Genomic DNA, 24,255 nt, shown 5'->3' with positions numbered 1-24,255 from the left:
CTGCGGATAACGTTTGACCCCCCTCAACGGTGGACCTTAATCAGCGTTGCCTTAGCGTGAGTGCGCGGGTTTGGCGCTATGTCTCTTTGGGCCGATACCAAGCCGCGCGCTGGCCATTCACTTCCCGATACCGAAGCTCGAAAAGGCGGGATTCGTGCACGACCTGCCGCCAACTGCTGCACCCATACTTGGCCGGCAGTTGATCGGGATGCCTTTCTGCAATCCATCGTCCAGCAGTAGCGACCGGCGTCCACTCGTCGACAGCCAACTGATCTGCTGCCTCACGCAATGCGCGAACAATTCCGGCTGCGGGCCAATCCACCGAGCCATCCGGCGCTATGCCGTTGATCACCAGATCGCGGAATGCATCGGACTGGGCAAACTCCGCCGCCAGTCGACGGGCCTGATCCATGTGCTCCGCCCAGCCTCGCAGTTGCTCAAAGTGTTGATCGACGCGACTGTAGGCCGCAACCAAGGACTCTTGCGCACCACGGCATCCATCCAGACTCCAAAGGTCGTGCTGGTCGATAAAGTGGTGCACCAGGTTGTTCCGCAGCAGAACCAGTTCTTTCAGATCGTTTTGCGTCGTATCGAAATCCTCGGCAGACATCCGCAAGCTCATCTTCATCTTGAACGAGATGATGTTGTCGGGTGCATCTGGTTCGGCGACCTCGTCTTGCTCGCCGCTGGTGACATACGTTCCGAGCAGCGTGCCAACCAACGTACCCAGAGTCTTGTTTGCGGCATCCGCAATGCGCTCCGCTTGGTTCGATTCGAGGGGTGATCCTGACGCGGAGATTTCGTGGTGTGCCACGATGGCCTTCATCAGTTTTTCGTACTGCTGCAGACGCAAGAGACAACGGCCCAGCATTCGCTGCACCTCGCGTTGCAAGGTCTGCAGTTCTTCATCTATGGGTTGGATCGGCAAGCCTGTCATCGAGGGACTCACCGTACTGGCAATTGCCCGTTCGAGACGAACTGATCGAAGCTGTCAAAGCTCTCGCCGTCGTGCCAGGACCGATCCCATGACCGTGGTTCAGCACTTTCCAGTAGCAGAAGGGTCAGGACGCGATCTCCTGTGGTGTAGCTGTGCTTGAACTCGCGCAACTTCATGTGTGGTGCCTCCTCCGGGCACCAGATCGCGGCAGACATCTCCGTGCCGTCCCACTCCTGCTCAACGGTGGAATCAGCAGCCAGGGTGCCGGGTAATGGTTCCTGCGGATCGTCAGTGCGCCGAATGCGGGCGCGCGTCTTGACCGCGCTGCTGCTGCGCCATTCGTACTTCACGAAACCGTTGTCCCAATAGACAAGGATTGCCCGCTGCGTGGTGAATTTGATGAACCGAATGCACAGCGCCTCGAACGACACCTGGAACCGTTTGGCAAGGGCGCTCAGGACATGCAAGTCGATGCGCTGGTTCGAGATCCACTCGCGCAGCAAGTCGCCAGGCATCAGCAGGTTGCTGGCAAAGTCGTCCGCCTCACGTTCGATGACACGGATAGTGTCAGCGCCGGAGTACACGCTTTCCTTGTCGCAGTTGAAACTTTGCCGCTGATCGCGGTGAAGGATGAAGTGGCCCAGTTCGTGAGCGATGGTGAAACGCTGGCGTTCGGGGTTTGCCTTGCCGTTATAGAAGATGCCCCACTCTGCGGTGTCCTGTGGGTTGCGCACCAACATGCCTTCGCAGCTATTGATGTCCAGCACCATCGGGGCCTTGATCTCCCGCACCCCTTTGCCGTAAGGCGTCTCCGGAAGCATCTGCCGGACGACTTCCAGATCCACGGCATCCGGCATGCCATCGGCGTGCCAGGCCCGCAACCATCTCAAGACGGTGCTGGCTGCTATGGAACCGGTGATGGGATGGGATGCGCTCAATTGTCAGACCGCCTTAGTTCTTGTCGGGGAACATGATTTTGAGTGCCTGACGGTAGCGATCCTTCTCCTCGTCCGTCATTCCAGCGTACTCGCGGAAGAAGGCCACATCTTCTGGACTGGCCTGAGGAACTTGTTCAATGGGCTCGCCCATGATGTCCTCCATCGTCACGCCCAGCACCCTGGCCAAGGCCTGGACCCGTTCAGCGGAGGGACGCTGGCCGTCCTTCATCTCCAGTTCCCATATATACGCCTTGGTACAGCCGACTTCGTCGGCGACCTGTTGCAAGGTCAATTTCTTCGCCTCGCGTAAGCGTCGCAGGCGTGCTCCGAACGCTGAAGCCATAGCGATGCTCCTGTAGGGGAAAACAGTCAGTTAACAAAAACAAGACCGCTAGTATAGCCGCGAGATACAAATAAGGTCTAGATGTGCCGCTTTGATTGACAAGCGGAAATCTGAGGTTCAGAATCGCGCTTGTATCTCGCTGCTTTACTTATGCGAGGTGCGTGTTCAGTAACCTAGTCGCTGGCCAGTGCAGTCCGTACATCGGTCGCAGACCTTCGACGCCGATCCAGAAAGGACGATCAAGATGAAGAAGACCTTTGTCGACGTGATGCTCGAGCTGCCGGTGGACGCCACGCTGCGCGACTTCCTGACCACCCACAGCCTGCCTGTGCCCGATGGCTTTGCCTGGGATGACACACCGGAGACCAGCCAGTTTCTGGTCGAAGCGGTCAAAGTCTGGCCCGACATTGCTGCCCGCGACCGGATGACGGCCAACCTCATGGCCAGCGTTCAGTTGGGCGATGCGGCTGGTAAACAGGCGATGTTTGAGGCGGCCGTGGCCGATGGTGCTGCGCTTGCGGGTTTGGCGCTGTGTGCAAGCGACATCCACCGTTCCTTCTGGCTCTACGTCCACCACCCGGCACTGTTCGAGCGTGCCTATGACTTCAGCTTTTGGGAACAGCATGGGCAACAGACACAGCAATACGATCTTGGCCTGAAACGCCAACCGAACGGTTCGGATGCCAATCTGACCGCGTTGCGTCACGCCATCTCGGCCTTCTACAAGCGCGAACTCCAATGCGGAGACGGCAGCGTGGCGCACTTGGTCGAGCGCAGCCCGGGCGTGTTCCTGCTGTCGGTCCATGTCAAGGACATGGCGATGCTGCGTCTGGAGTTCGAGGGAGCGACCCTGAAACGCCGGGTCGGCAACCCCAACATCCACATGGTGCTGGAGTACGCTAAGTCCACCGGTGTGGTGCGCACGCTGGTGCGCGGCGGCGCAAAGTATCAGCAAATGCTGGTCGAGGCCTTTGCGGAGCATGTGCTGGGCGTGAAAGCAAGCGCTCACAAGATCAAGTCGCCGACGCTGGATTTGTCGATGCTGCGCACCGGGTTCGATGTGCCGGATGCGTTCGAGGACGGCTTCTCGATGGTTCAGTTGAAGGCACTCACCCTGCTCAGCCCCGACACGGCGCTGAAGATCGAATGCACGGCGATGCAATCCAGTCAGCAACGCTCGGTGCACGATTTGCTGAAGGAAAAGCTGCCGGGCCCGCTGGAGGGGCAGTGGGCGGTGACGGCGGCGCTGGTAAATCTCTACTACCCACCCGAGCCGGGCAGGACTCGCCCCAAGGTGGTCACCATCGAAGTGACCAGCAAAGGGCGGCTGAACCTGCACAAGTTCGACGCCAAGATGCAGGCGCAGCTGGAAGGCTACTTGGTTGCGGTGGGCATCTTGCAGAAGGGCCAGACCCTCAGCGCCCAGGAGTTGCCGCCGGAGACCGACCCAGTCAGTTCTTCATCCGCTTTCGAGGACTGACCAATGACGACGCACGATGCCTGGGCCCTGGTTTGCCGGCTGTTCGCAGGCGGCACGCCGGTGCTGCGGGCCACGCTGTCGCCACGCGAGGTATCTGCTTTGTCTATGCTCGGCAAAGCCGTCAGGCCAACAGTGGTGGATCAGCTTTTTGTGCTCTGTCCCCACTGTCAGCAGCATCGGGCGCAGGTCTGGGGCGATGGACGGGGCGGTCGGATCTGCCGGTGCCCGGAGTGTGGCCAGGTTCCTGTCGAGGCAATCGACGGTGCGGCGTTGGCCCTGGACGAAGACTGGCTGCGGCAGAAAATGCGCCTCGCGCTCGACATCGAGAGCCGCGACGACATCGATGACTTGGGCGACGGTGCTTGGCGGCTCGGTAATTCCCGCAGCTCGCCGGTCGTGCTGGCCCGAGAGCTGACGAGAGTGCTGCATGAGCCGTCCTTGCTGGATCGTGTTCGGGTGGCGGGAAGCAACATCCGGGTAATCACCCCCAGGCCGCGCACGACCCGTGGATCGCCCTTCGGCTCCGGTGTGGAATGGCTGGCGCTGGAAGAACGATTCACGTTCTATGGCGGCGGGATCGCCTTCATCCCTTCGGTACCGTCTGTAGCGCCAGCAGTGGCCGATCCGGCCGCACCTGTGAACGGGCCATTCTCGGCGGACTTCAAGTGGGTGACGCTGCCGGACGTGCAGGCAACGCCGATCCGGTTCACCGATGGTCAGGCCAAAGTGTTCGAGTCGCTGTGGTCGTTCAAGGGGGTCGAGGTGGACGGCGAAAGGGTCATGCAGCGTGCCGGCCAGAAGAGCGACAAGCCAATTGACCTGTTCAAGATCAAGTCGAAGGACAAGGGCAAGCCGGAGCACGAGGCTCGACTGGCGGCCTACGGAGCACTCGTCGTCGCGCAGCAACGCGCAGGCTTGTATTCCATGCCTTGCGCGGCGGCAGTGTTGGCGTGACGGACTGCTGCTCCAAGCAAGCCCGACAACGAATGGCAATGGCACGCGCACAAATCATGGTCGCAAAAGGCCATGTGCGTGTGCCACGGCGAAGAAGTTAGCGCCGATTTCGAGAGAAGAGAGGGCGGAACGGAGGGCAACCGGGGATGTTCCTGCCAGGCCACAGGAGCCTGGTCGCACACGCAGAATGTGCGGGAACCCCGCGTGTCATGCGGGAAGCACAAATGAAAACGCCCAACTGAGAACAGTTGGGCGCTGAATTTTGGTGGCCTGGGACGGAATCGAACCGCCGACACAAGGATTTTCAATCCTCTGCTCTACCGACTGAGCTACCGGGCCTGAGCCTCAAATTATAACCAGAGAATTTCCAGCAAAACGGAATTTTGGAAAATTAATTGCGCTTGCCGCGCCCCAAGTCCACGCCGAGCTGGCGCAGCTTGCGGTACAGGTGGGTGCGTTCCAGGCCTGTTTTCTCGGCCACACGGGTCATGGAGCCGCCTTCACGCGCGAGATGGAACTCGAAGTACGCCTTTTCAAAACCATCACGCGCTTCTCGCAAAGGGCGGTCCAGATCAAAGCCCTGGTGTGCGTGCGGGCCGGGGTCCACGCCCACAGGCACGGTGATAGCAGCAAATGTGGTCACGTTCGGGTCCACCGGCGCCTGCATGACGGCGGGGGCTGCCGCGGCAGGAGCGGCCGGGCGTGCGTGGTTGCGTGCCAGCCCCTGCTCCACCGCCTTGAGCAGCTTTTGCATGGTGATGGGCTTTTCCAGGAAGGAGAAAGCGCCGATGCGCGTGGCTTCCACCGCGGTGTCGATGGTGGCATGGCCACTCATCATGATCACAGGCATGGTCAACACGCTGGCGGCGGCCCACTCCTTGAGCAGGGACACGCCATCGGTGTCGGGCATCCAGATGTCCAGCAGCACCAGGTCGTACTGGTTGGCGAGGCGGGCCGCGCGGGCCTGCGTGGCGTTTTCCGCCAGGTCCACACTGTGGCCCTCGTCGTTCAGGATTTCAGACAACAGGTCGCGAATGCCAAGTTCATCGTCGACCACCAGAATATTTGCCATGTGTATAGAAGCGCCTAGGAATGCTGCCGTGCGGTAACGATGGGACTCTCTGCACAGCTTCTTTTGGGCGGGAGTCTGGACTGCAGCCCGGGTGAGCTGTGCCGAGGCCACGATCCGTTGGCGCCATGCGCAAGTACCGGTGCCAACTTCCCGACCACCCGAGGTGTGCACTAACACAGTCCGCAGGAGTTGTGCGGAGGGTGACTAAGACACCACCGCGGTTTCTGGGGCAAATGATAGCGACACTTGCGCGCCGCGCAACTCGCCGTTTTCGATGCGGTTGGACAGATCAATGCGGGCGCCATGCTCGTCTGCGATCTTTTTCACCACCGCCAAACCCAAGCCTGTGCCCCGGGCCTTGGTGGTCACATAGGGCTCGAAGGCACGCTGCAGGATGTGGGCAGGAAAGCCCGTGCCGCTGTCTGAAATGCTGAGCCGCACCCGCCCCGAGGACTCGCTCAACCGGGTCGAGATGCGAACGAAAGGCTCTGTTTCCTTGCCCTCTGCCCGTGCCTGCATGGTGGCGTCCTGGGCGTTTTGCAGCAGGTTGTGCACGACCTGGCGCAGCTGTTGCGCATCGCCTGCGATGCGAGGACAACGCGGGTCCAGCTCGGCTTTCACGGGGACTGACGCGTTTTCTTCGCCGTACAGATGCAGCACATCGGCGATCAAGGCATTGAGGTCCAGGGGCTGCAGCTCTGCCGCTGGCAGCCGCGCGTAATCGCGGAACTCGTTGACCAGGCGCTTCATCGCATCGACCTGGTCCACGATGGTCTTGACCGACTTGGCCAGGATGGCCTGTTCTGCAGGCGGCACCTTGCCCGACAGCTTCATTTCCAGGCGTTCGGCAGACAGCTGGATGGGGGTCAACGGGTTCTTGATTTCGTGCGCAAGGCGGCGCGCGACCTCGCCCCAGGCCTGTGCGCGCTGGGCGGAAACAATCTCTGAAATGTCGTCAAAAACCAACAATTGCGCGCCATCGGGCAGCTCTGCGCCCCGCGCCACCAGGCTAGTCGCGTGCTGACCCGCACCAGCAGACGATGCATGCAACTCGAAAGGCTGCTGCCAGTGGTCCAGCCCGTGGCGGTCGCGGTCACCAAAAAACGCCAGGAAATGCCGCTCCACGGCTGCCGCAAAATCAGCCAGCCCAGGCACTTCAGACAATGGTCGGCCCTCGTACGCCGCCATGGGTGCCCGAAGAATGCGGGTGGCGCCGGGGTTGGAAGAGCGGATGATCCCGCCCTCCCCCAGCACGATCACCCCGGCGGTGAGGTTGTCCAGAATGGTTTGCAGGTTCGAACGGGCAGCATCGACCTTGACCATGCTTTGCTCCACCGCCGCCCGCGCATCGGCCAGCTGCTGCGTCATCATGGCAAATGACCGGGTCAGACCACCAAGTTCATCCTTGCCCGGCAAGGCAGCTTTCGGGCTGAGGTTGCCTGCGGCCACCTCCCGAACGCCCTCGGCCAGTACCAGCAACGGGCGCGCCAGCTGGTTGCCCAGCAACACCGCCAGCAGCACCGCGCCAAACACTGCCAGGAAGAGGCTGAGCGTGAGCGTGCCCACATACATGCGGCGCAGGCCGCCGCGCGCCAGCGCACGCTCTTGATACTCGCGGTTGGCCTCCTGGACCTCGATGGCGTTGGACACCAGCGCGGGGGGCAACGGCAAGGTGGCTTGCAAAAACCGGGGTTCGGTCAACAGGCCCAGCCCCGGGTTGGTGACCAGCACCAGCACTTTCACGCGGGCCATCTGCACGGCGTTGGGGTCGGCAATATCGTCCAGCCCCTCGATCTGGGTGACAGCCCGTTGCTCACGCACCGAGCGCAGCAAGGCGGCGCTGGGCCGCTCGGGATTGAGACTGAAGCGGGACTGCCCCGCGCTGCCAATCGGCTGGCCGGCGGCATTCCACAGCACCACATCGGTGGCGCCCAGCTGGTCCCGGATTCGCTCCAGCGCCAGCCCCACGGTGGCCGATGAGCCCTGGGCCACCTGCGCACTGGCCGTGCGCGTCTTGGCGGCCATGTCGGCGGCCTGTGACTCCAGCGACACCCGAGCCAGGTTCACCCCCGCCACCAGCGCGCCTTCCACCTTCACGTCAAACCAGCTTTCAATCGACCGCGTGACGAACTGGTACGACACCACATAGATCAGCACCCCCGGCATCAGCCCCACCAGCGCAAAGATGGCCGCCAGCTTGACCAGCAGACGGCTGCCAAAGCGCCCCTTGCGCAAACGCAAAAGCAGCCGGGCGCCAATCCACACCAGCACCCCCAGCAGCAGTGCCGCCACCAGCACGTTGACGCCAAACAGCCATGCGTAGTTGCGCTCGTACAGCGCCCGGTTGTTGGTGGCGAGTGTGAGCAGGAACAGCAGCACCAGGCCGATGGCCGTCATGGTGGCGGCGCCCACGCCCACAGCCCAGCGCACGGCAACCGAGGCGCGACTGGCGGCTTCGGCGGAGGCGGATCGGGGGGCGGAGGAAGCGTCTGGCACAGCAGGCATCTCAGAAAAAGGCGGGATTAAGGCTGCGCGCGTGAAGGCAGCCGCTGGCTGCGGAACACCAGCAGGTTCCAGTCCGAGCGACCCACGGCGCCAATCTGCAAGGGCCGCGGCAGCTGGGACATGTCCAGCCGGAAGCGCAACTGCACCGTGTGCGCGGCGTTGGGCTCCAGCACATCGGCATCCCCAATGCGCCAGCGAATCACCCGCCGCATGGCGGACAGGGCTTCGTCCAGCTCGTCAAAATTCTGCCCCAGCACCACGCCCAGCCCGCTGTTGGTGAACGGCACCGAAGAGGTGCTGAGTCGCCAGCGGCGCGTGAGCGGCTGGTAGCTCAGGCGCAGGTAGCGCGTGGCTTCGGCCACCACCCGGTCTGACCAATACCAGCGGTCGCGCCGAACCTGGGCCTCCATCACGAAAAACATGGGAATGCCTTTGTGCAAGGCATCCTCGGCCAGATCGGGCAAGGTGAAATCAAACGACGCGCCCAGGTAGAGGCCGTCTTCTGCACGCTCTATTCGCAAACCCTGCGCCTCGCCAGCGTCCTGCTGCGCAAAAACAGCTGCGCCGGGGGCCCACCACAGGGCCCAGCAGCACACGACAAAGCGCAGCCAGCGAATCACCAGGGACTCAATGGGCCGATTTTTGCAACAGGGCGTAAAAGAAACCGTCGTGGTCACCTGCCGGATTGTCCCGGACAGGCCCGGATTTTTCCCCCACTCCTGGAATTAAATGGCCTGGTGAGGGCAGCAACTGGGCGTTGGTGTTGTGTGCAAGAAACGTTTGGATCTGCAAGTCGCCCTCGGCCTTGAAGACCGAGCAGGTGCAGTACAGCAGGCGCCCGCCCGGCTTGAGCAACGGCCACAGCGCTTCCAGAATCTGACGCTGCAGTTGCGCCAGCTGCGCCACATCCGATTCGCGCCGCAACCAGCGCACGTCAGGATGGCGGCGCACGATGCCCGAGGCGGTGCAAGGCGCGTCCAGCAAGATGGCGTCAAAGGGGGTTCCGCCGCACTGCGACTGCCACCAGTCCTGGGGGCGCGACGCATCGGCCACCAGCACCTGCGCCGACAAGCCCAGCCGCGCCAGCGTGTCATGGATGCGCGCACTGCGCTTTTCATCCACCTCCAGCGCCGTGACCTGCAGCGGCGAGCCCGCGGGCGCATGTTCCAGCAGATGCGCAGTCTTGCCACCCGGCGCAGCGCAGGCATCCAGCACGCGCAAGGGCTGCGTCAAATCCAGCCCTTGCAGCACCAGGGGCGCCGCCTGCTGGGCAGCAGCGTCTTGCACCGACACCCAGCCGTCAGCAAACCCAGGCAGCACTTGCACCGGCACGGGCTGTGCCAGCTCCAGGCCCTGCGGCCCCACCACCTTTGCTTCTAAATTAATAGCTGCCAGCGCTTGCTGGTATTGCGCCAGAGTGCATTTTTGTTGATTGACCCGCAACGCCATGGGCGCGTGGGCGTTGTTGGCCTGCAGGATGCGTTCCCAATCCGCCGGATAGTCTTGCCGCAACCGGCGAATCCACCAGGCGGGGTGGTTCCAGCGCGCAACGGGGTCGCCATCGGTGGCGGGTACCAGTGCATCACGCTCACGCAAAAAGCGGCGCAGGCAGGCATTGATGAATGAGGCCTGCCCCCGCGTGGCCTGGCCGCGCTTGGCGGCTTCTACCGCCTGGTTGACCAAGGTGAAGGGCTCATAGGGCGCGGCCTGCGGGTCCCACGCCAGCGCCAGCGCCGTGCACAGCAGCGCGTCTGCCGCCGGGGGCGGCTTGCGGGCGACGAGCTGGCTGCGCAGTGCATCGGCCCGACCCAGGTTGCGCAGCACCTGGAACAACAGCGCCTGCACACCGGGGCGCAGACGGGGTTCCACGGCCTCGATCACCGCCGTACCCGACTGCCCGCCGCGAATGCCCTGCAGCGCCTGGCACACCAGCATCAGCTGCTGCCACAAGGGCACGCCGGTGCCCGCAGGCGCTGCAGACGCTGGTGCACCGGACGCTGCGGCGGGCGAGCGCAAAGCGGCGCCCTGGGCACGCGGGGCCGCAGGTCGGGGGGAGGGTCGGGCGGGGCGTGGGGCAGAGGGGTTCATCAAGGAATCCAGTGACAAGTCAGCACGCAGCAGTGTGCAACAGCTTCAAAAAAGAGGGGCGGCCAGCTCGCCTGGTATCGCAAGAGGGCCGCTACCTTGGACCAAAGCCACAAACCCGCGCCAGCACGCTGGCGGGGAACTGGCCAATGGCCGCTTGGTATGCCTGCATGGCGTCCTCCGCATTGCGCGCGGCGATGGTGGTAGTGGCCTGCAATTCGGCAGCCTGCGCACGCCAGGGCGCCATCTCTGCCCCCTCGGTGCCGCCAGCGTTGGCCAGCATGTCGGTCCCAGCCGCCAGCAAGGCGCGGCAAGCATCCCATTCCGTGTGGCTGGGCAGGCGCTCTCCACCCTGCGTCTGGGCGGCCACCAGGGCCGCTTCCAGCACCTGGCTCGCGTGCTCCAGCCGCTCAGTCGCCGCCAAGGCAGCGCCGTCCGCCAAATCAGCAGCTTGCACCGGGGCAGCCGCCCGCCAGGCCTGTGACGTCTGTACCCAGCGGCGCAGCACCTCCTGCCACTGGGTATCAGCCGCTTGCACTGCAGCCCTCAGGCGCACCAGGCGGTTGTAAGCGCCCAGCGCCCAGAACACCATCACCGCAACCAAGATCCAGAACAGGGGGGACGACCACATACAGGGCACAAACAAGGCAATGCGCGGCCCTGGCGGGCCATGGCACCAGCAGCCAAAGCACAGAGAAAAAGAGAAAGACGGTTCCAATAAAAAACGCTCCCGGCCCACCTAGCGGCAGGACGGGAGCGCTTTCAGACAAAGCCCAAGGGCTTAGTCGGCAGCGGCGTCAGACGCCGAAGCGCTGCTCTCCACCTCGGAGTCGTCGGCAGTCGCGGCCATTTCGGCGGCTTCTGCTTCGGCAATGGCGCGGCGCTCGGCGTCGTCCATGGCTTCCTTGGCCTTGCGCGCCTGGTGGTAGGCCAGACCCGTACCGGCAGGAATCAGGCGACCCACGATCACGTTTTCCTTCAGGCCGCGCAGCTCGTCGCGCTTGCCCATGATCGCCGCTTCGGTCAGCACGCGGGTCGTTTCCTGGAAGGAAGCGGCCGAGATGAACGAGTCGGTAGACAGCGATGCCTTCGTGATACCCAGCAGCAAGTTGCTGTAGGTCGCGGGGATCTTGCCCTCGGCCTGCAGTGCCTCGTTGGTGTTGAGGATCTCGGAACGCTCCACCTGCTCGCCAGCGATGTAGGTGGATTCGCCGGGGTTCTCCACCACCACGCGACGCAGCATCTGGCGAACGATCACCTCGATGTGCTTGTCGTTGATCTTCACGCCCTGCAAGCGGTACACGTCCTGCACTTCGTCCACGATGTAGCGCGACAGCTCTTCGATGCCCAGCAAGCGCAGGATGTCTTGTGGGTCGGCGGGGCCGTCCACAATCGATTCGCCCTTGTTGACCACCTGGCCTTCGTGCACCAGGATGTTCTTTTCCTTGGGCACGAGTTCTTCCCACACCTTGCCTTCGGGATCGGTGATCTGCAGACGAACCTTGCCCTTGGTTTCCTTACCGAAGGAGATGGTGCCGGTCATTTCTGCCAGCGTGCCCTTGTCCTTCGGCGTACGGGCTTCGAACAGCTCGGCCACACGGGGCAGACCGCCGGTAATGTCGCGGGTCTTCTGACCTTCGACAGGGATACGGGCCAGCACTTCGCCGGGGCCCACGTCCTGGCCGTCGCGCACCTGGATCAGAGCGCCCACCTGGAAGCCGATCGTCACCGAGTGGTCGGTGCCGGGGATCTTCACTTCCTGGCCTTGTGCGTCGATCAGCTTCACCTGGGGGCGAACGACCTTGGCAGCACCACGGCGCTTGGGGTCGATCACCACCAGGGTGGACAGGCCAGTCACTTCGTCGACCTGCTTGGCCACTGTCAGGCCTTCTTCCACGTTCTCGAACTTCACCTGACCGGCGAATTCGGTAATGATGGGTCGGGTCAGCGGATCCCAGTTGGCCAGAATCGTACCGGCCTTGATGGCCTGGTCGGCCTTCACGGTCAGCGTCGCACCGTAAGGCACCTTGTGGCGCTCACGCTCGCGGCCATGCTCGTCCTGGATGATGATTTCACCCGAACGTGCAATCACCACCAGCTCGCCCTTGGTGTTGCTCACGTAGCGCATCGTGGCATTGAAGCCGATCACGCCGTTGGACTTGGCTTCCACGCTGGACGCGATGGCAGCACGCGAAGCGGCACCACCGATGTGGAAGGTACGCATGGTCAGCTGCGTGCCGGGTTCACCAATGGACTGGGCAGCGATCACACCCACGGCTTCGCCGAGGTTGATCAAACCACCGCGGCCCAAGTCGCGGCCATAGCACTTGGCGCACAGGCCATAGCGGGTTTCGCAGGTCAGCGCCGTGCGCACCTTCACTTCATCCACGCCCACAGACTCGATCTCTTCGATCAGGTCTTCTTCCAGCATCGTGCCGGCAGGCACCAGCACCGAGCGGTTTTCGGGGTGCAGGATGTCTTCCGCAGCCGTGCGGCCCAGGATACGGTCGCGCAGCGATTCGATCACTTCACCGCCTTCAACGATGGCGCGCATCAGCGAACCATTGGCAGTGCCGCAATCCTCTTCGGTCACGACCAGATCCTGCGTCACGTCCACCAGACGGCGGGTGAGGTAACCCGAGTTGGCGGTCTTCAGCGCCGTGTCGGCCAGACCCTTACGGGCACCGTGGGTGGAGATGAAGTACTCCAACACGTTCAGACCTTCGCGGAAGTTCGCGGTGATAGGCGTTTCAATGATCGAGCCGTCTGGCTTGGCCATCAGACCCCGCATACCGGCCACCTGACGGATCTGGGCTGCAGAGCCGCGGGCGCCGGAGTCGGCCATCATGTAGATGGAGTTGAAGGACTCCTGGTCCACTTCCTTGCCGTGGCGGTCTACCACCTTCTGCTTGGACAGCTGGGCCATCATCACCTTGGAGACTTCGTCACCGGCCTTGCCCCAGATGTCCACCACCTTGTTGTAGCGCTCGCCCGAGGTCACCAGACCGGAGGCGTACTGCTGTGCAATCTCCTTCACGTCCTTTTCGGAGCGCTCGATGATGCTGGCCTTTTGTGGAGGCACCAGCATGTCGTCGATACAGATGGAGATACCAGCGCGTGTGGCCAGACGGAAACCGTTTTGCAGCAGCTTGTCGGCGAACACCACCGTTTCCTTCAGACCGCACTTGCGGAAGGACACGTTGATCAGGCGCGAGATTTCCTTCTTCTTGAGCGCCTTGTTCATGTACGAGAACGGCAGGCCCTTGGGCAGGATCTCGGACAGCAGTGCACGGCCCACGGTGGTTTCCACCAGCGAGGTCGAAGGCACGAATTCGCCCGTTTCCTTGTCCTTGGTCCACTCGGTCATGCGCACGGTGATCCGGGCGGCCAGTTCCACTTCGCCGGCGTCCAGAGCGCGCTGCACTTCACCGGTGTCAGCAAACACCAGGCCTTCGCCCTTGCCGTTGATACGGTCACGGGTGGCGTAGTACAGGCCCAGCACCACGTCCTGCGAAGGCACGATGGAGGGCTCGCCCGAAGCAGGGAACAGCACGTTGTTGGAGGCCAGCATCAGCGTGCGGGCTTCCATCTGCGCTTCCACCGACAGCGGCACGTGGACAGCCATCTGGTCACCGTCGAAGTCGGCGTTGAAGGCCGCGCAAACGAGGGGGTGCAGCTGGATGGCCTTGCCTTCGATCAGGATGGGCTCAAAGGCCTGGATACCCAAACGGTGCAGCGTAGGCGCACGGTTCAGCATCACGGGGTGCTCTTTGATGACCTCTTCCAGAATGTCCCACACCACGGGGGTGCCGGATTCGACTTCCTTCTTGGCGGCCTTGATCGTCGTCGCGATGCCCATGGCTTCGAGGCGCGAGAAGATGAAGGGCTTGAACAGCTCCAGCGCCATCAGCTTGGGCAGACCGCACTGGTGCAGCTTGAGCGTTGGGCCCACGGTAATCACGGAACGACCGGAGTAGTCCACGCGCTTACCCAGCAGGTTCTGGCGGAAGCGGCCCGACTTACCCTTGATCATGTCGGCCAGGGACTTCAGTGCGCGCTTGTTGGCGCCGGTCATGGCCTTGCCACGGCGGCCGTTGTCCAGCAGCGAGTCCACGGCTTCCTGCAGCATCCGCTTTTCGTTGCGGGCGATGATTTCAGGGGCCTTCAGCTCCAGCAAGCGGCGCAGACGCGAGTTGCGGTTGATGACGCGGCGGTACAGGTCGTTCAGGTCGGATGTGGCGAAACGGCCGCCGTCCAGCGGCACCAGCGGACGCAGGTCCGGGGGCAGCACGGGCAGCACTTCCAGCACCATCCACTCGGGCTTGATGCCCGACTTCTTGAACGCTTCCAGCACCTTCAGGCGCTTGGCGTTCTTCTTGACCTTGACTTCGGAGCCGGTCAGGTCGCCGCGCAGCTTCTCGATCGACAGGTCGATGTCGATGGATTCCAGCAGGTCCTTGATGCCTTCAGCGCCCATCTTGGCGATGAATTCGTCGCCGTATTCCTTGCGCTTGGCGTCGTAGTCGTCCTCGGACATGATGCTGAACTTCTTCAGCGGGGTCATGCCGGGGTCGGTCACCACGTAGGCTTCAAAGTACAGCACGCGTTCGATGTCGCGCAGGGTCATGTCCAGCACCAGGCCCAGACGCGATGGCAGCGACTTCAGGAACCAGATGTGGGCGCAAGGCGCGGCCAGATCGATGTGGCCCATGCGCTCGCGGCGCACCTTGGTCTGCGTGACTTCCACGCCGCACTTCTCGCAGATCACGCCGCGGTGCTTCAGGCGCTTGTACTTGCCGCACAGGCATTCGTAGTCCTTGATAGGACCAAAAATCTTGGCGCAGAACAGGCCGTCGCGCTCGGGCTTGAACGTACGGTAGTTGATGGTTTCGGGCTTCTTCACTTCACCGAAAGACCACGAACGGATCTTCTCGGGCGAGGCCATGCCAATGCGGATGGCGTCAAAGTGCTCATCCGGCGTGAATTGCTTGAACAGGTCGAGTAGCGATTTCATGTGACTCTTTCCTTTTCGTCAAAAATCATAGCTACCAGCGCTTGATACACGGGGCTTTGGATGCTTAAACATACGCAAAGCCTTTATTAACAAGCGCTAGCAGCTCACTTTTTTAATAATCCCGATCCTGTTCAGGAGCGTTCGAGTTCGATGTCCAGGCCCAGGGAACGAATTTCCTTGACCAGCACATTGAACGATTCCGGCATGCCGGCTTCGATGGCGTGTTCGCCCTTGACGATGGATTCGTACACCTTGGTACGGCCCACCACGTCGTCGGACTTCACGGTCAGCATTTCCTGCAGCACGTAGGCGGCGCCGTACGCTTCCAGCGCCCACACTTCCATTTCCCCGAAACGCTGGCCACCGAACTGCGCCTTACCACCCAGCGGCTGCTGCGTGACGAGCGAGTAAGGACCCGTGGAGCGGGCGTGCATCTTGTCGTCCACCAAGTGGTGCAGCTTCAGGTAATGCATGTAGCCGATGGTTGTGGGACGCTCGAAGCGGTCACCCGTGCGGCCATCGTGCAGATAGGCTTGCGTGCGGGTAGGCGTCAGGCCCTTGCGCTCGGCGATGTCATCAGGGTATGCAATCTTCAGCATGTCCTTGATTTCTTCTTCCGAAGCACCGTCGAACACTGGCGTTGCGTAAGGCACGCCGGCCGTCAGGTTCTGCGCCATGGCCATCAGGTCTTCGTCCGACAGCTGCGACAGGTCTTCCTTGCGGCCACGCGAGTTGTAGACCTCTTCCAGGAAGGCGCGCAGTTCAGAAGCCTTGGCTTCTTGCTGCAGCATGTCGCCAATGCGCTGACCAATGCCCTTGCCAGCCCAGCCCAAGTGGACTTCCAGCACCTGACCAATGTTCATCCGCGAAGGCACGCCCAGCGGGTTCAGAACGATGTCGGCAGGGGTACCGTCAGCCATGTAAGGCATATCTTCGACGGGAACGATCTTGGAGACCACACCCTTGTTACCGTGGCGGCCGGCCATCTTGTCACCCGGCTGCAGGCGGCGCTTGACGGCCAGGTACACCTTGACCATCTTCAGCACGCCCGCAGGCAGCTCGTCGCCTTGCGTGAGCTTCTTGCGCTTTTCTTCAAAAGCCAGGTCGAAGCTGTGGCGGGTTTGCTCCAGCGCGTTCTTGATGGATTCGAGCTGGGTCGCGACTTCGTCTTCGGCAGGGCGGATGTCGAACCAGTGGAATTTCTCCACCGACGACAGGTAGGCCTTGTCGATCTTCGTGCCCTTGGCCAGCTTCTGTGGGCCACCGTTGGCGACGCGGCCGGTCAGCAGCTTTTCGATACGGTCAAACGCATCGGCTTCCACAATGCGCAGCTGGTCGTTCAGGTCCAGGCGGAAGCGCTTGAGTTCATCGTCGATGATCTGTTGGGCACGCTTGTCGCGCTGGATGCCTTCACGGGTGAACACCTGCACGTCGATCACGGTGCCCGACGAGCCCTGGTCCACACGCAGCGAGGTGTCCTTCACGTCCGAAGCCTTCTCGCCGAAGATGGCGCGCAAGAGCTTCTCTTCAGGCGTGAGCGTGGTTTCGCCCTTGGGCGTGACCTTGCCCACCAGCGTGTCGCCAGGCTGCACTTCAGCGCCGACGTAGATGATGCCGGACTCGTCCAGGCGGTTCAGTTGCTGCTCCGACAGGTTCGGAATGTCGCGTGTGATTTCCTCGGCACCCAGCTTGGTGTCGCGGGCCATCACAACCAGCTCTTCGATGTGGATCGAGGTGTAGCGGTCTTCAGCCACCACGCGCTCGCTGATCAGGATCGAGTCTTCGAAGTTGTAGCCGTTCCAGGGCATGAACGCGATCAGCATGTTCTGGCCGATGGCGATTTCGCCGAAGTCGGTCGAGGCGCCGTCCGCAATCACATCGCCCTTGACCAGCTTGTCACCCTTCTTGACGATGGGGCGCTGGTGGATGTTCGTGTTCTGGTTGGAACGCTGGTACTTGATGAGGTTGTAGATGTCCACACCCACTTCACCGGCCACGGCTTCGTCGTCGTTCACACGCACCACGATACGGGTGGCGTCCACATAGTCCACCACACCGCCACGGTTGGCCGTGACCACGGTGCCGGAGTCCACAGCCGCCACGCGCTCAATGCCCGTACCCACCAGTGGCTTCTCAGGACGCAGCACAGGCACCGCCTGGCGCGACATGTTGGCGCCCATCAACGCGCGGTTGGCGTCATCGTGCTCCAGGAACGGCACCAGCGAGGCAGCCACCGACACGATCTGTGCAGGAGACACGTCCATGTACTGCACACGGTCTGCGCTGCAGAGGATGGATTCACCCTTTTCACGGGCAGACACCAGATCACCCGTCAGGCGACCATCCTTGTCGAGCTGCGCGTTCGCCTGGGCGATCACGTACTTGCCTTCTTCGATGGCCGAGAGGTAATCGATCTCGTTGGTGATCTTGCCGTCCACCACGCGGCGGTAAGGCGTCTCAATGAAGCCGTACTCATTCAGGCGGGCGTACAAAGCCAGCGAGTTGATCAGACCAATGTTGGGACCTTCAGGCGTTTCGATAGGGCAGACGCGACCGTAGTGGGTCACGTGCACGTCACGCACTTCGAAACCTGCGCGTTCGCGGGTCAGCCCACCTGGGCCCAGAGCGGACACACGGCGCTTGTGCGTGATTTCGGCCAGCGGATTGGTCTGGTCCATGAACTGCGACAGCTGTGAAGCGCCGAAGAACTCCTTCAGGGCGGCCGAAATCGGCTTGCTGTTGATCAGGTCGTGGGGCATCAGCGGCTCTTGCTCGGCTTGGCCCAGACGCTCCTTCACAGCCTTTTCGATACGTGCCAGGCCGGTGCGGTACTGGTTCTCGGCCAGTTCGCCCACGCAACGCACGCGGCGGTTGCCCAGGTGGTCGATGTCATCGACTTCGCCATTGCCGTTGCGCAGGTCCACCAGAATCTTGACCACGGCCAGGATGTCTTCGTTGGACAGCACCATGGGGCCAGTGGATTCGTCGCGACCGATCTTGGCGTTGAACTTCATGCGGCCCACGCGCGAGAGGTCGTACGTGTCGGGGTTGTAGAACAGGCGCTGGAACAGGGCCTGCACGGCGTCTTCCGTCGGCGGCTCGCCGGGGCGCATCATGCGGTAGATGGCCACGCGCGCAGCGAACTCATCGGCCGTTTCATCAATGCGCAGGGTTTGCGAGATGTAGGCGCCTTGGTCGAGTTCGTTGGTGTAGATGACTTGCAGGTCACGCACGCCAGCGGAGCGCAGTTTCTTAAGCAGGGCTTCGGTCAGCTCTTCGTTGGCCTTGGCGATGATTTCGCCGGTGTCCGCATCCACAATGTTGCGGGCCACGACGCGACCAATCAGGAAGTCTTCGGGCACGCTGATGTGGGTCGTGCCGGACTGCTCCAGCTCGCGCGTGTGGCGCGCGGTGATGCGCTTGTCCTTGGCGACGACGACCTTGCCACTCTTGTCAGTGATGTCGAAACGGGCAACTTCACCCTTGAGACGATCGGGCACAAACTCCATTTGTGCGCCGCTGTCCATCAGGCGGAAGTTGTCGTTGACGAAGAAGTTGGCCAGGATCGACTCGGGGTTCAGGCCAATGGCCTTGAGCAGCGTGGTGACGGGCATCTTGCGACGACGGTCCACGCGGAAGTACAGGATGTCCTTCGGATCGAATTCGAAGTCCAGCCATGAGCCACGGTAAGGAATGATGCGGGCGGAGAACAGCAACTTGCCCGAGCTGTGCGTCTTGCCCTTGTCGTGCTCGAAGAACACGCCGGGCGAACGGTGCAGCTGGGACACGATCACGCGCTCCGTGCCGTTGATGATGAACGAGCCCTTGTCAGTCATCAGGGGCACTTCGCCCATGTAGACCTCTTGCTCTTTCACTTCCTTGACCACTTTGGACTGCGAAGTCGAAGACTCGCGGTCATAAATGATGAGCTGCACCTTGGCACGCACGGCAGACGCAAACGTCAGACCACGGGTCTGGCATTCACGTACATCAAAGGCAGGCTTGGCCAAGTTGTACTCAATGAACTTCATCTCCACAAAACCGTTGTGAGAGACGATAGGGAAAGCTGCGTCGAAAGCGGCCTGAAGCCCTTCGATGGTTCGTTTCTGGGGGGGCGTATCAGCCTGCAAGAAAGCGGTGTACGCATCCTTCTGCATCTGCAGCAGGTAAGGAACTTCGAGCACGCTATCGCGGCTGCCGAAACTTTTGCGAATTCGCTTGCGTTCGGTGTAAGAATAGGCCATGAGATCTCCGGGCAAAGACATGAGTCCTGGGTCTTCGACGACTGACCCGCAAGGTGCGTTCCTGTGCGGGCTTGGCGGTTGGCCACTACCAACCATGGCGGACGGCGATGCGTTGCACATCACCCGAACCAAGGTATCTTCTGCTGTCGGGGTTGTCAGAAGACACTCGAAAACCTGGGCTGTTTGCAAGGCCCTTGAATGAAGAGCCAAGCCGGTTTTCGAGTGCGCTCTGAAAGCGCCAAAGGCTGGAGGCCCTTGAGGAGCACTCCAGCCCTTGAAAGGAACCGAATTACTTGAGTTCGGCCTTGGCGCCGGCTTCCACCAGCTTCTTGACAGCGGCTTCGGCATCTGCCTTGGCAATGCCTTCCTTGACGTTCTTGGGAGCGCCGTCCACCAGGTCCTTGGCTTCCTTGAGGCCCAGACCAGTGATTTCGCGCACTGCCTTGATGACGGAAACCTTGTTGGCGCCAGCATCGGTCAGCACCACGTTGAATTCTGTCTTTTCTTCAGCAGCAGCAGCGCCAGCGCCACCACCAGCGGCAGCAGGAGCAGCCATGGCTGCAGCGCTCACGCCAAACTTCTCTTCAATGGCCTTCACCAGGTCATTGAGTTCCAGGACCGTCATGCTGTCGAGAGCGGTCAGAAATGCGTCTTTATCGAATGCCATTTTGATTTCCTAACAATTGGTTAACACGTGACTGCACTGCTATCAAGCAGCGGCAGTTTCGCCTTCGCCTTTTTTCGCCGCCAAGGCACCCAACACCACTGCGGTGCGGGAAATAGGCGACATAAGCAAGCCACACAACTGGGCCAGCAACACTTCCTTGGAAGGAATGTTGGCCAGTTGCTTAACGCCGTTGACATCCAGGGCCTTGCCACCGAAAGCACCGCCGCGAATCACCAACTTGTCGTTGGTCTTCGCGAAATCGGCCACCACTTTGGCGGCGGCCACGGCATCTTCGGAGAAGCCATAGATCAGGGGACCAGTCATCTGGTCGGCCACCACGTCAAACTGGCTGCCAGCCACAGCACGGCGGGCCAGGGTGTTCTTCAGAACACTCAGGCTCACACCCTTGCTGCGTGCTTCAACGCGCAGTTTGGTCATGTCGGCGACCGTGATGCCACGGTATTCCGCGATCACAAGCGTTTGAGCTTTTGCGGCGAGGCTGGTCACTTCAGAAATGACCGCTTCTTTCTCACTGCGATTAAGACTCAAGGTCTACTCCTTCATTTGCGCAATCAGGTTTTCACCCTCATGCACGCTCTTGTTGCAGCGACCAACTGTTTCGGAACGAATTCCATCTGCAGCGGGATCGCCATCTGCGTTGGCCCTCTAACGGATTAAGTGCAGCAGCGCACACCAACGGTCTTGGATGGCCTGGGAGTTCTTGTGCAGCACTCCCAGCCCACCACATCGGGCCTCGCGAAAGACCCGAAGATTTCTTGCAATTACGCTGCGATGGACTGTGTGTCCACGCGGACGCCAACACCCATCGTAGAGGAAACAGCCACCTTGCGCAGGTACAGACCCTTGCTCGAAGCAGGCTTGGCCTTGTTCAGCGCGTCGATCAACGCAGCCAGGTTACCCTGGAGCTTTTCGTTGTCGAACGAACGGCGACCAATGGTGCTGTGCACGATACCGGCCTTGTCGACACGGAACTGCACCTGACCAGCCTTGGCGTTCTTCACAGCCGTGGCAACGTCGGGAGTCACTGTGCCAACCTTGGGGTTAGGCATCAGACCGCGTGGACCCAGAATTTGACCCAGCGTACCCACCACACGCATCGCGTCGGGAGCAGCAATCACCACGTCGAAAGGCATGTCACCGGCCTTGACCATGGCAGCCAGGTCGTCCATACCAACCACGTCAGCGCCGGCAGCCTTGGCTTCTTCAGCCTTGGCACCCTGTGCAAACACGGCAACGCGAGTTGTCTTGCCTGTGCCGTTGGGCAGCACCACAGCGCCGCGCACCACTTGGTCAGACTTCTTGGCGTCGATGCCGAGCTGCACAGCCACGTCGATGGATTCATCGAACTTGGCAGTAGCTGCTTCCTTCACCAAAGCCACGGCATCAGCGAAAGCGTACAGCTTGGTGCTGTCTACCTTGCCCTGCAGGGCCTTTTGCTTTTTAGTCAACTTGGCCATTTACAAACCCTCCACCGTCACGCCCATCGAGCGAGCAGAACCAGCCAGCGTGCGCACAGCGGCGTTGACGTCAGCAGCATTCATGTCCTTCATCTTGGTCTTGGCGATCTCTTCGAGTTGTTCGCGTGTGATCTTGCCTACCTTGGTCTTCAGCGCGTTGGAAGAACCCTTTTCGAGCTTGATAGCCTTCTTGATCAAGGTCGTCGCTGGAGGCGTCTTGATGATGAAGGTGAAGCTCTTGTCGGCAAACGCAGTGATCACCACGGGCAGTGGCAGACCTGGCTCAACACCTTGGGTCTGGGCATTGAATGCCTTGCAGAACTCCATGATGTTCAGACCACGTTGACCCAGTGCAGGACCGATTGGTGGGGATGGGTTGGCCTTACCAGCTGGAACTTGCAGCTTGATAAAACCGACGATTTTCTTCGCCATGTTTTGCTCCTTGCGGGTTGTAACGCCAGTTCTCGTGCACCGTCGCGTACGGGAACCGGCTCCCCGGGGTTAACGACTCATCAAACAAATCCTCGCATTGAGCCGAAAAATGCGAGGATCACTTTCAAATCAGGTTTTTTCAACCTGACCAAATTCCAATTCCACAGGAGTCGAGCGACCAAAGATCATCACCGACACGCGCAGACGATTCTTCTCGTAATTGACCTCTTCCACCGAACCATTGAAGTCAGTGAATGGGCCTTCTTTGACACGAACCAACTCACCCACCATGAATTCGATCTTGTGGCGTGGCTTGTCAGTGCCTTCCTGCATCTGGCTGACGATTTTTTGCACCTCTTCTTCAGAGATGGGAGCAGGGCGATTCTTCGCACCGCCGACAAAACCCGTCACTTTGTTGGTGTGCTTCACCAAGTGCCAAGTGTCGTCATCCATGACCATCTCGACGAACACATAGCCCGGAAACAGTCGGCGTTCAGTTGTTTTCTTCTGGCCGTTTTTCATCTCCACCACCTCTTCGGTGGGAACGAGGATGCGACCAAACTTGTCTTGCATTCCTGCGCGACCAATACGCTCAAGAATATTGCGCTCTACGGCCTTCTCCATGCCTGAATAGGCATGGACGATATACCAGCGCAAATCAGGATTGGAAGACGCGGCAGGTGCAGAAGCAGCACTATCCACCATCACAGCATCGGTTGTCATGACTTTCTCCATCCCAAAATGAGGTCGTAAAAAACCCATTCCAGGGTTTTGTCCGTAAACCACAGAAAAAGCGCCATGATGACAACGAAGGCAAACACATAAGCAGTCATCTGCAGTGTTTCCTTGCGCGTAGGCCACACCACTTTTTTGACTTCGCGCCATGCATCACGGGCGAAAGCAACAAACTGACGACCAGGCTCGGAGATCAGGAATACGCCTGCCGCTGCCAACAGGCCAACCAGCAAGACGCCCCATTGAACATAGACACCTTGCTTTGCCAAGAAATAAAAGCCGGCAACAGCAGCAACGACCAAGGCAGCAACAGCAAAGAGCTTCGCCTTGTCTGCACCCGAACTGACGGTTTCAACCTGTGAGGCAGCCATGTTTAATATTTCCACTTCATTTCACACGGCATCACACAAGACACCGAAGCCCGCCAGATCCTGGCGGGCTTTGTTTGAGCCACATTCAAGTGGCAGGGGCAGTAGGAATCGAACCTACAACCTTCGGTTTTGGAGACCGACGCTCTGCCAATTGAGCTATACCCCTACGAACACGCTAATTAAGCAATGATCTTGGCAACCACGCCAGCGCCCACGGTACGGCCGCCTTCACGGATAGCGAAGCGCAGACCTTCTTCCATGGCGATGGGGTTGATCAGCTTGACGGTGATCGAAACGTTGTCGCCAGGCATCACCATTTCCTTGTCCGCGGGCAGCTCGATGGCGCCGGTCACGTCGGTGGTGCGGAAGTAGAACTGGGGACGGTAGTTGTTGAAGAAGGGGGTGTGGCGGCCGCCTTCGTCCTTGCTCAGCACGTACACCTCAGCCGTGAAGTGGGTGTGCGGCTTGATCGAGCCGGGCTTGCACAGCACTTGGCCGCGCTCGACGTCTTCACGCTTGGTGCCGCGCAGCAGCAGACCGACGTTGTCGCCAGCCTGGCCCTGATCCAGCAGCTTGCGGAACATTTCCACGCCGGTGCAGGTGGTCTTTTGCGTGTCGCGGATGCCAACGATTTCGATTTCTTCGCCGACCTTGATCACGCCGCGTTCGACACGGCCGGTCACCACGGTACCGCGACCGGAGATGGAGAACACGTCTTCCACGGGCATCAGGAAGGCGCCGTCCACTGCGCGCTCAGGCGTGGGGATGTAGGTGTCCAGGGCTTCAGCCAGCTTCATGATGGCTTCTTCACCCAGCTTGCCCTTGTCGCCTTCGAGGGCCATCTTGGCCGAGCCGCGGATGATGGGGGTGTCGTCGCCTGGGAAGTCGTACTTGTCCAGGAGTTCACGCACTTCCATTTCGACGAGTTCGAGCAGCTCTTCGTCGTCCACCATGTCGCACTTGTTCAGGAACACGATGATGTAAGGCACGCCCACTTGGC

19 protein-coding genes and 2 tRNA genes are annotated in these 24,255 nt (G+C 61.0%); 2 read left to right on the top strand and 19 right to left on the bottom strand.

Annotation, left to right across the window (positions count from 1 at the left end; translation table 11 throughout):
* Positions 1 to 76: 76 nt before the first annotated feature.
* Genes IHV84_RS18775 through IHV84_RS18765 form a run of 3 tightly spaced genes read right to left on the bottom strand, consistent with a single transcriptional unit; the run spans position 77 to position 2,218 of the window.
* Positions 77 to 937 (bottom strand): OST-HTH/LOTUS domain-containing protein, encoded by an 861-nt coding sequence (locus IHV84_RS18775; RefSeq protein ID WP_233100130.1) that lies wholly within the window; start codon positions 935 to 937, stop codon positions 77 to 79.
* 8 nt (positions 938 to 945) lie between these two features.
* On the bottom strand, positions 946 to 1,875 hold the full coding sequence (locus IHV84_RS18770; protein ID WP_233100129.1) for an ImmA/IrrE family metallo-endopeptidase: 930 nt from the start codon (positions 1,873 to 1,875) through the stop codon (positions 946 to 948).
* 13 nt (positions 1,876 to 1,888) lie between these two features.
* The gene (locus IHV84_RS18765) at positions 1,889 to 2,218 is read right to left on the bottom strand and encodes a helix-turn-helix transcriptional regulator (RefSeq protein ID WP_020200576.1); all 330 of its coding nucleotides are present in this window, start codon (positions 2,216 to 2,218) and stop codon (positions 1,889 to 1,891) included.
* Positions 2,219 to 2,462: 244 nt separating this feature from the next.
* Between IHV84_RS18765 and IHV84_RS18760 the strand changes: the two genes are divergently transcribed.
* Positions 2,463 to 3,698 (top strand): hypothetical protein, encoded by a 1,236-nt coding sequence (locus IHV84_RS18760; RefSeq protein WP_198847986.1) that lies wholly within the window; start codon positions 2,463 to 2,465, stop codon positions 3,696 to 3,698.
* 3 nt (positions 3,699 to 3,701) lie between these two features.
* Positions 3,702 to 4,652 carry a hypothetical protein gene (locus tag IHV84_RS18755; RefSeq protein ID WP_198847985.1) on the top strand — a complete coding sequence of 317 codons (951 nt, stop codon included), beginning with the start codon at positions 3,702 to 3,704 and terminating at the stop codon, positions 4,650 to 4,652.
* A 263-nt stretch (positions 4,653 to 4,915) separates the two neighbouring features.
* Here IHV84_RS18755 and IHV84_RS18750 read toward each other — a convergent pair.
* The 16 genes from IHV84_RS18750 to IHV84_RS18675 all read right to left on the bottom strand — a co-directional run.
* A tRNA-Phe gene (locus tag IHV84_RS18750) sits at positions 4,916 to 4,991 on the bottom strand.
* Positions 4,992 to 5,043: 52 nt separating this feature from the next.
* A complete protein-coding gene (locus IHV84_RS18745; protein WP_198847984.1) occupies positions 5,044 to 5,724 on the bottom strand; it encodes a response regulator in 681 nt (226 codons plus the stop codon).
* Between the two features lie 204 nt (positions 5,725 to 5,928).
* Positions 5,929 to 8,220, bottom strand: coding sequence for an ATP-binding protein (locus IHV84_RS18740; RefSeq protein WP_370541320.1), 2,292 nt, complete (start codon positions 8,218 to 8,220; stop codon positions 5,929 to 5,931).
* Between the two features lie 26 nt (positions 8,221 to 8,246).
* The gene (locus tag IHV84_RS18735) at positions 8,247 to 8,846 is read right to left on the bottom strand and encodes a DUF4390 domain-containing protein (RefSeq protein WP_082758939.1); all 600 of its coding nucleotides are present in this window, start codon (positions 8,844 to 8,846) and stop codon (positions 8,247 to 8,249) included.
* Positions 8,847 to 8,856: 10 nt separating this feature from the next.
* Positions 8,857 to 10,164, bottom strand: a complete 1,308-nt coding sequence (gene rsmB, locus IHV84_RS18730; RefSeq protein WP_198847987.1) for a 16S rRNA (cytosine(967)-C(5))-methyltransferase RsmB — start codon at positions 10,162 to 10,164, stop codon at positions 8,857 to 8,859.
* A gap of 244 nt (positions 10,165 to 10,408) precedes the next feature.
* Positions 10,409 to 10,945: a hypothetical protein gene (locus IHV84_RS18725; protein WP_198847982.1), complete on the bottom strand. Its 537-nt coding sequence runs from the start codon at positions 10,943 to 10,945 to the stop codon at positions 10,409 to 10,411.
* Between the two features lie 150 nt (positions 10,946 to 11,095).
* Complete coding sequence (gene rpoC, locus IHV84_RS18720) at positions 11,096 to 15,328, bottom strand: DNA-directed RNA polymerase subunit beta' (RefSeq protein ID WP_198847981.1); 4,233 nt, start codon at positions 15,326 to 15,328, stop codon at positions 11,096 to 11,098.
* Between the two features lie 131 nt (positions 15,329 to 15,459).
* The gene (gene rpoB / locus IHV84_RS18715) at positions 15,460 to 19,572 is read right to left on the bottom strand and encodes a DNA-directed RNA polymerase subunit beta (RefSeq protein ID WP_198847980.1); all 4,113 of its coding nucleotides are present in this window, start codon (positions 19,570 to 19,572) and stop codon (positions 15,460 to 15,462) included.
* A 289-nt stretch (positions 19,573 to 19,861) separates the two neighbouring features.
* Positions 19,862 to 20,239, bottom strand: coding sequence for a 50S ribosomal protein L7/L12 (gene rplL / locus IHV84_RS18710; RefSeq protein WP_005797571.1), 378 nt, complete (start codon positions 20,237 to 20,239; stop codon positions 19,862 to 19,864).
* A gap of 42 nt (positions 20,240 to 20,281) precedes the next feature.
* Positions 20,282 to 20,788, bottom strand: a complete 507-nt coding sequence (rplJ, locus tag IHV84_RS18705) for a 50S ribosomal protein L10 (protein ID WP_044397358.1) — start codon at positions 20,786 to 20,788, stop codon at positions 20,282 to 20,284.
* A gap of 233 nt (positions 20,789 to 21,021) precedes the next feature.
* Entirely contained in the window at positions 21,022 to 21,717 is a 696-nt protein-coding gene (gene rplA, locus IHV84_RS18700; protein ID WP_015012232.1) for a 50S ribosomal protein L1, read from the bottom strand.
* The gene (gene rplK, locus IHV84_RS18695; protein WP_044397362.1) at positions 21,718 to 22,149 is read right to left on the bottom strand and encodes a 50S ribosomal protein L11; all 432 of its coding nucleotides are present in this window, start codon (positions 22,147 to 22,149) and stop codon (positions 21,718 to 21,720) included.
* Between the two features lie 129 nt (positions 22,150 to 22,278).
* A complete protein-coding gene (nusG, locus tag IHV84_RS18690; RefSeq protein WP_066698573.1) occupies positions 22,279 to 22,872 on the bottom strand; it encodes a transcription termination/antitermination protein NusG in 594 nt (197 codons plus the stop codon).
* Positions 22,869 to 23,255: a preprotein translocase subunit SecE gene (secE, locus tag IHV84_RS18685; RefSeq protein ID WP_044397363.1), complete on the bottom strand. Its 387-nt coding sequence runs from the start codon at positions 23,253 to 23,255 to the stop codon at positions 22,869 to 22,871. The genes nusG and secE overlap by 4 nt, the downstream gene beginning before the upstream one ends.
* A gap of 90 nt (positions 23,256 to 23,345) precedes the next feature.
* Positions 23,346 to 23,421 (bottom strand) — tRNA-Trp (locus IHV84_RS18680).
* Between the two features lie 13 nt (positions 23,422 to 23,434).
* Positions 23,435 to 24,255: elongation factor Tu (locus IHV84_RS18675; protein WP_198847979.1), on the bottom strand; the 821-nt coding region annotated here is incomplete at its 5' end.

Origin of the sequence: Acidovorax sp. IB03 (assembly GCF_016406015.1) — a bacterium.
Taxonomy (GTDB): Bacteria; Pseudomonadota; Gammaproteobacteria; order Burkholderiales; family Burkholderiaceae_C; genus Acidovorax; species Acidovorax temperans.
This window is presented reverse-complemented; position numbering and strand designations above follow the sequence as displayed.

What these genes read in the sequence shown, in the direction of transcription:
- IHV84_RS18775 (WP_233100130.1), bottom strand. Translation starts at nt 937, where the DNA reads ATGACAGGCTTGCCGATCCAACCCATAGATGAAGAACTGCAGACCTTG.
- IHV84_RS18765 (WP_020200576.1), bottom strand. Translation starts at nt 2,218, where the DNA reads ATGGCTTCAGCGTTCGGAGCACGCCTGCGACGCTTACGCGAGGCGAAG.
- IHV84_RS18760 (WP_198847986.1), top strand. Translation starts at nt 2,463, where the DNA reads ATGAAGAAGACCTTTGTCGACGTGATGCTCGAGCTGCCGGTGGACGCC.
- IHV84_RS18755 (WP_198847985.1), top strand. Translation starts at nt 3,702, where the DNA reads ATGACGACGCACGATGCCTGGGCCCTGGTTTGCCGGCTGTTCGCAGGC.
- IHV84_RS18745 (WP_198847984.1), bottom strand. Translation starts at nt 5,724, where the DNA reads ATGGCAAATATTCTGGTGGTCGACGATGAACTTGGCATTCGCGACCTG.
- rsmB (WP_198847987.1), bottom strand. Translation starts at nt 10,164, where the DNA reads ATGCTGGTGTGCCAGGCGCTGCAGGGCATTCGCGGCGGGCAGTCGGGT.
- IHV84_RS18725 (WP_198847982.1), bottom strand. Translation starts at nt 10,945, where the DNA reads ATGTGGTCGTCCCCCCTGTTCTGGATCTTGGTTGCGGTGATGGTGTTC.
- rpoC (WP_198847981.1), bottom strand. Translation starts at nt 15,328, where the DNA reads ATGAAATCGCTACTCGACCTGTTCAAGCAATTCACGCCGGATGAGCAC.
- rpoB (WP_198847980.1), bottom strand. Translation starts at nt 19,572, where the DNA reads ATGGCCTATTCTTACACCGAACGCAAGCGAATTCGCAAAAGTTTCGGC.
- rplL (WP_005797571.1), bottom strand. Translation starts at nt 20,239, where the DNA reads ATGGCATTCGATAAAGACGCATTTCTGACCGCTCTCGACAGCATGACG.
- rplA (WP_015012232.1), bottom strand. Translation starts at nt 21,717, where the DNA reads ATGGCCAAGTTGACTAAAAAGCAAAAGGCCCTGCAGGGCAAGGTAGAC.
- rplK (WP_044397362.1), bottom strand. Translation starts at nt 22,149, where the DNA reads ATGGCGAAGAAAATCGTCGGTTTTATCAAGCTGCAAGTTCCAGCTGGT.
- nusG (WP_066698573.1), bottom strand. Translation starts at nt 22,872, where the DNA reads ATGACAACCGATGCTGTGATGGTGGATAGTGCTGCTTCTGCACCTGCC.
- secE (WP_044397363.1), bottom strand. Translation starts at nt 23,255, where the DNA reads ATGGCTGCCTCACAGGTTGAAACCGTCAGTTCGGGTGCAGACAAGGCG.